The organism is Coprococcus sp. AF38-1, assembly GCF_003603945.1.
GTDB lineage: Bacteria > Bacillota > Clostridia > Lachnospirales > Lachnospiraceae > Coprococcus > Coprococcus aceti.
In genome coordinates this window covers 223821-230647 of record NZ_QVGO01000007.1, presented here as the reverse complement: position 1 = coordinate 230647, position 6827 = coordinate 223821, and the positions used below count along the sequence as shown (strand labels likewise).

The window sequence follows — 6827 nt, the reverse complement described above, 5'->3', positions numbered from 1 at the left end:
TTTTTAGAAAGAGACCACAACACATCAAGCTACGTGTGTTGTAAGGTTAAGTTAGAAAGAGCGCAGGGTGGATGCCTTGGCACTGAGAGCCGATGAAAGACGTGATAAGCTGCGATAAGCTGCGGCAAGAAGCAAATATTCAATGAACCGCAGATTTCTGAATGGGGAAACCTGGCTGAGCAAACCTCAGTCGTCCTATACTGAATACATAGGTATAGGTCGGGAACCTCCTGAACTGAAACATCTAAGTAGGGAGAGGAAGAGAAAGAAACATCGATTCTGTTAGTAGCGGCGAGCGAAAGCGGAAGAGCCCAAACCGGAGTGCGTGCACTCCGGGGTATGGACTGCGACATGGCAGTGTTAACGATAGCAGAAGGGTCTGGGAAGTCCCGCCAGAGAGAGTGAAAGCCTCGTATGCGAAATTGAAAACACGCCTAGCAGAATCCGGAGTACCACGAGACACGAGAAACCTTGTGGGAAGGCGGAGGGACCACCCTCCAAGGCTAAATACTACTCAGTGACCGATAGCGCATAGTACTGTGAAGGAAAGGTGAAAAGGACCCCGGGAGGGGAGTGAAAGAGAACCTGAAACCCTGTGTTTACAAGCTGTGGAACTACGTTAAGGTAGGACCGCGTACTTTTTGTAGAACGGTCCGGCGAGTTTCTTGTACCGGCAAGGTTAAGCACTTAAGGTGCGGAGCCGAAGTGAAAGCAAGTGTTAATAGCACGCATAAGTCAGTACAAGAAGACCCGAAACCGGGTGATCTACCCATGTCCAGGTTGAAGTCGCCGTAAAAGGCGATGGAGGACCGAACGCACATCCGTTGAAAAGGGTGGCGATGAGGTGTGGGTAGGGGAGAAATTCCAATCGAACCCGGAGATAGCTGGTTCTCCTCGAAATAGCTTTAGGGCTAGCCTCGTATTAGTCTTGCGGAGGTAGAGCACTGAATATCCTAGGGGGCGTCAAAGCTTACCGAAGATTATCAAACTCCGAATGCCGCGTAGATGATGTACGGGAGTCAGACTGCACGAGATAAGTTGGGTAGTCAAAAGGGAAAGAGCCCAGACCACCAGCTAAGGTCCCAAAGTGCGTGTTAAGTGGTAAAGGATGTGGGATTTCGAAGACAACTAGGATGTTGGCTCAGAAGCAGCCATACATTCAAAGAGTGCGTAATAGCTCACTAGTCGAGAGGTCCTGCGCCGAAAATGTCCGGGGCTAAAACACGACACCGAAGCTGTGGATCCGAAAGGATGGTAGAGGAGCATTCTTAAGTCGACGAAGCTGTACTGTAAGGAGCAGTGGAGAGTTAAGAAGAGAGAATGCCGGAATGAGTAGCGAGATTTAAGTGAGAATCTTAAAGGCCGAATATCTAAGGTTTCCAGGGTAAAGCTGATCTTCCCTGGGTAAGTCGGGGCCTAAGGCGAGGGCGAGAGCCGTAGTCGATGGATAACAGGTTGAAATTCCTGTACTGCTTATGAACAGAACTGTGGGGACGCAGAAGGAGAGCACGAGCCGGAAATGGAAAAGCCGGTACAAGCGTATAGCAGTCATGCAGGCAAAACCGCATGAAAAATGTAAAGCGTTATGTGGATCGAACATTAGTAGAGAAGCGTGTGAGCCAGCTGCCAAGAAAAGCCGCTATTGTTTCATAAGTACCCGTACCGTAAACCGACACAGGTGGATGAGGAGAGAATCCTAAGGCCGGCGGGAGAAGTGTTGTTAAGGAACTCGGCAAAATGACTCCGTAACTTCGGGAGAAGGAGTGCCACAGAGATGTGGCCGCAGAGAAATGGCCCAAGCAACTGTTTAGCAAAAACACAGGTCTATGCAAAACCGAAAGGTGAGGTATATGGGCTGACGCCTGCCCGGTGCTGGAAGGTTAAGAGGAGAGGTTAGAGCAATCGAAGCTTTGAATTTAAGCCCCAGTAAACGGCGGCCGTAACTATAACGGTCCTAAGGTAGCGAAATTCCTTGTCGGGTAAGTTCCGACCCGCACGAAAGGCGTAATGATTTGGGCACTGTCTCAACAACACACCCGGTGAAATTGAAATACCAGTGAAGATGCTGGTTACCTGCGCCAGGACGGAAAGACCCCATGGAGCTTTACTCCAGTTTGATACTGGGATTCGGTACTGTCTGTACAGGATAGGTGGGAGGCTAGGAAATGGTGACGCCAGTTGCCATGGAGCCAACCTTGGGATACCACCCTTACAGTACTGGGTTTCTAACCTGCAGCCGTAACCCGGCTGGGGGACAATGTCTGACGGGGAGTTTGACTGGGGCGGTCGCCTCCGAAAGAGTATCGGAGGCGCTCAAAGGTTCCCTCAGAACGGTTGGAAACCGTTCGAAGAGTGCAAAGGCAGAAGGGAGCTTGACTGCGACACCGACGGGTGGAGCAGATACGAAAGTAGGACTTAGTGATCCGGTGGTATAAAGTGGGATTGCCATCGCTCAACGGATAAAAGCTACCCTGGGGATAACAGGCTTATCACTCCCAAGAGTTCACATCGACGGAGTGGTTTGGCACCTCGATGTCGGCTCATCGCATCCTGGAGCTGTAGCAGGTTCCAAGGGTTGGGCTGTTCGCCCATTAAAGCGGTACGCGAGCTGGGTTCAGAACGTCGTGAGACAGTTCGGTCCCTATCCGGCGTGGGCGTAGGATATTTGAGAGGAGCTGTCCTTAGTACGAGAGGACCGGGATGGACAAACCTCTGGTGTATCTGTTGTTTTACCAAAGGCATGGCAGAGTAGCCAAGTTTGGCAGGGATAAACGCTGAAGGCATCTAAGCGTGAAGCCCCCCTCAAGATAAGATATCCCATCTTCGGAGTAAGACCCCTTGAAGACTACAAGGTTGATAGGCTTTGTGTGTAAGTGCGGTAACGCACTCAGCTGAGAAGTACTAATAGGTCGAGGACTTATCCTTAGAGGTTTCTAAGAGATAAGCTTTAGAAGATACCTCTTTCTGTGTGGAATTCTGAAGGTACAAGTTAAAAAAATATAAAAAACACTTGCATTTTCAAGTCAAATGTGTTAACATTGACAAAGACGCCGTGGTTTACCAGGTGATATTCCTCGATAGCTCAATGGTAGAGCACTCGGCTGTTAACCGAGGGGTTGTAGGTTCGAGCCCTACTCGGGGAGCTGCTTTTGAAAACCTGGCCCCATGGTCAAGCGGTTAAGACATCGCCCTTTCACGGCGGTAACACGGGTTCAAATCCCGTTGGGGTCATTTGACAATTAAATATGCCGATGTGGCTCAATTGGCAGAGCAGCTGATTTGTAATCAGCAGGTTATCGGTTCGAGTCCGATCATCGGCTTTTTGCTTAAAGCAAGAAGTTGCCAAAAAGCAATAAATGGGTGGATTCCCGAGTGGCCAAAGGGGACAGACTGTAAATCTGCTGCGTAATGCTTCGATGGTTCGAATCCATCTCCGCCCATTTTATTTTTTTGCCGCGGGGTGGAGCAGTCTGGAAGCTCGTCGGGCTCATAACCCGAAGGTCATAGGTTCAAATCCTGTCCCCGCTATTTTTATGTAAGCCCAGATAGCTCAGTTGGTAGAGCAGAGGACTGAAAATCCTCGTGTCGCTGGTTCGATTCCAGCTTTGGGCACTAGATGAAAAGCTGAAACTTTTATGAGTTTCAGCTTTTATTTGTTTATGCGGGCAAAGCCCTCCAAAACGTACAGTATGTATATTTATAGGATTCCGAAGGAGGAGATATCAGAATGGTATTTGAGGTTGGACAGGTTATAAAGATGAAGAAGGCGCATCCTTGTGGAACGAATTCCTGGGAGATACTCAGAGTAGGAATGGATTTCAGACTCAGATGTACTGGCTGTGATCATCAGGTCATGGTGCCCAGAAAATTGGTGGAGAAGAACTTCAAGGGATTTATTGAAGAATAAAAAAGAAGCAGGATCATGATTAGGCGATTATGATTCTGCTTCTTTTTTTATATAAAGTTTTTTGTGAGCCGATTGAGTATAACTTATATATTAGCTTTACTCTCTTTAAGGGAGGAGCGCAGCCGCTTGACGGCTGCGCCAATTAAGGGATTGGGGGGTGTAGTCATTTCTGACTACAAAAAAGGGAGTAAATAACAAAAAATAGTAAATTGTCAAATTTCAGTGTAAGCTGTCAACGCTTTCTGTTGTTTTTCTGTATCTCTTGCTTACAAGTTGATAATATGATAAATGGATCAGGATTGCAATAGCATTTGGCTCATTTAGGTTATAATGCCATATTTGTTGGCGATTTTGACTGTTTTTGACTGCTTTTGCATGTATAATCGTAAAAAATCATCTGATGTTACATAACGCAATGATATTGCGCAAGTTGCACACAGTCAAGTTGCGCAATACAGAAGAGATATATAATAATAAAAGAGCAGAATCACGATTAGACGATCATGCTTCTGCTCTTTTTATTTATATAAGATTTTTTGTGAGCTGATATTGAATATATCATAACCTTTGGTTACTCGCCTTTAAGGGAGGGACGCAGCCGCTTGACGGCTGCGTCAATTAAGGGATTGGGGGGTGTAGTCATTTCTGACTACGAAAAAAGGGAGTAAAAACAAAAAATAGTAAATTGTCAAATTCCAGTGTAAGCTGAAGATGTTTCTGCTGTTCTTGTATCTCTTGCTTACAAGCTGATAATATGACATAAATGTTATTTATGCAATAGCATTTGATTGTTTTCCGTCATATTCACATATTCATAATAAATTTTGACTGTTTTTGACTGAAAAGGAAAAAAATCAGACATTTGTACTATTCAAATGGCATGCTTATGTGATATAACTTTACTTATATGACGTGATAATACATTATTTCACAGATGAATTATCACAGATAATATGCATACGAAAAAAGATCAGGGAGGATCAAGATGAAGAGCAGCAAGAAAAATCTTATTGCCATCGCCGTGGTAATTCTCATTATTGCGGTTCTCGGAATTCTGTCTATATATGTAGATAAGATTCCATCGCCATCGACATATGCGACATTCTGGGCACTTGTACCATCGGTTGTCGCTATCACGCTGGCACTTATAACGAAGGAGGTTTACAGTTCACTGTTTATAGGAATTGTAATAGGAAGTGTGTTTGCCTCCGGATTCAGTTTTACGGGCAGTATATCGAATGTACTGCAGGATGGACTGATCGCACAGCTTTCAGATTCATATAATGTAGGTATACTGATATTCCTTGTCATTCTTGGAACCATAGTTGCACTTATGAACAAGGCAGGTGGATCCAAGGCATTTGGTGACTGGGCAGCTACCCATATCAAGACCAGACAGGGCGCGCAGCTCTGCACAGTTCTTCTGGGAGTTCTGATATTTATCGATGACTATTTTAACTGTCTCACAGTCGGTAGCGTTATGAAGCCTGTAACTGATAAACACAGGATATCAAGGGCGAAGTTTGCATATGTTATAGATGCAACAGCGGCACCTATATGTATCATAGCCCCTGTATCATCATGGGCTGCGGCCGTCAGTGGATTTGTAAAGGGTGAGGATGGCTTTGGCCTGTTTATAAAGGCCATACCATATAACTATTATTCATTCCTCACACTTGCGATGATGATCGCAATGATCGTTATGAAGGTTGAGTTTGGTTCCATGGAGAAGCATGAGCTCAATGCCCTGAAGGGAGATCTTCTCTCAATGGGAGATGGCAAGAAGACTGTCACAGCAGAGGAGACTGATGTGGTCAACAGCAACGGCAAGGTAGTTGATCTTATAATACCTATCATATGTCTTGTTATCTGCTGCATTATAGGAATGATCTATACAGGTGGATTCTTCAGCGGTGTAAGCTTTGTAGAGGCATTCTCAAACAGTGATGCATCTGTTGGACTTGCAATTGGAAGCTTGTTCGGACTGCTTATTACAATTCTTCTGTATGTGATAAGAGGAGTCCTGGATTTTGGCAAATGTATGGAGGCTATACCTGAGGGCTTCAAGGCAATGGTACCGGCTATATTGATACTTACATTTGCTTGGACGCTCAAGGGAACAACCGATATGATGGGTGCAAAGGATTTCGTACAGACAGCAATGACATCTGCATCGGGAAGTCTGTTCAGTTTCCTTCCTGCAGTTATATTTATAGTTGGATGTCTCATGGCGTTTGCAACAGGAACATCATGGGGAACATTTGGAATACTTATTCCTATTGTGTGCGCAGTATTTGAGGGCAAGAATAATGAACTCATGATAATAGCTATATCAGCATGTATGGCCGGTGCAGTATGTGGAGATCATTGCTCACCTATATCAGATACCACTATCATGGCATCAGCGGGAGCACAGTGTAACCATGTAAACCATGTGGCCACACAGCTCCCATATGCGATAACAGCAGCTATAATGTCATTTGTGGCATATGCGATAGTTGGACCGATTACATATCGTCTACATGTTAAGTGGTTTATCATGCTTCCGATATTCATAGCAATGATGGTCCTTCTGGTATTTGTACTCAGGGTCATCAAGCGCAGGAATCCTGCAAGTTATGTGAATGCGAATACTAGAGTAGCGGATGCGGAGTAGGCAGATTAAATTGCAAATAAAAGGTATATTTATCGAAAAAAATAGTTGACTTATGATGGAACATAAGTTAATATGTGAGAGTAGAGTTTTCATTTATTTGAATCCTCTCTCCCCTCATTATGGTGACCAGGTACCCCCTGGTCACTTTTTTGTTTATATGGACAAAATATAGCATGGTCACTTTATATTTGTTAACTTGTGCAATCACATGTAAAGGTATATTCTATATACCATAGATGCTGGGGAGATAGACATCATAATAAA

At 44.9% G+C, this 6827-nt stretch carries 2 protein-coding genes, 6 tRNA genes and 1 rRNA gene; all 9 read left to right on the top strand.

The annotated features are described in order from the left end of the window. The first annotated feature begins 44 nt into the window (after positions 1–44). The 9 genes from DW025_RS12060 to DW025_RS12020 all read left to right on the top strand — a co-directional run bounded on the left by DW025_RS12060 (position 45) and on the right by DW025_RS12020 (position 6563). Positions 45–2925 (top strand): 23S ribosomal RNA (locus DW025_RS12060). A gap of 146 nt (positions 2926–3071) precedes the next feature. Beyond that, a tRNA-Asn gene (locus tag DW025_RS12055) sits at positions 3072–3143 on the top strand. A 16-nt stretch (positions 3144–3159) separates the two neighbouring features. Next, positions 3160–3231: transfer RNA gene (locus tag DW025_RS12050), tRNA-Glu, on the top strand. A 16-nt stretch (positions 3232–3247) separates the two neighbouring features. Next, a tRNA-Thr gene (locus DW025_RS12045) sits at positions 3248–3320 on the top strand. A gap of 38 nt (positions 3321–3358) precedes the next feature. Then, positions 3359–3440, top strand: a tRNA-Tyr gene (locus DW025_RS12040). A 14-nt stretch (positions 3441–3454) separates the two neighbouring features. Next, positions 3455–3528 (top strand) — tRNA-Met (locus tag DW025_RS12035). 11 nt (positions 3529–3539) lie between these two features. Next, positions 3540–3612 (top strand) — tRNA-Phe (locus tag DW025_RS12030). 115 nt (positions 3613–3727) lie between these two features. After that, positions 3728–3907 (top strand): DUF951 domain-containing protein, encoded by a 180-nt coding sequence (locus DW025_RS12025; protein WP_015533982.1) that lies wholly within the window; start codon positions 3728–3730, stop codon positions 3905–3907. A gap of 985 nt (positions 3908–4892) precedes the next feature. After that, the gene (locus DW025_RS12020) at positions 4893–6563 is read left to right on the top strand and encodes a Na+/H+ antiporter NhaC family protein (RefSeq protein WP_117549387.1); all 1671 of its coding nucleotides are present in this window, start codon (positions 4893–4895) and stop codon (positions 6561–6563) included. Positions 6564–6827 lie beyond the last annotated feature (264 nt).

What these genes read in the sequence shown, in the direction of transcription:
- DW025_RS12025 (WP_015533982.1), top strand. Translation starts at nt 3,728, where the DNA reads ATGGTATTTGAGGTTGGACAGGTTATAAAGATGAAGAAGGCGCATCCT.
- DW025_RS12020 (WP_117549387.1), top strand. Translation starts at nt 4,893, where the DNA reads ATGAAGAGCAGCAAGAAAAATCTTATTGCCATCGCCGTGGTAATTCTC.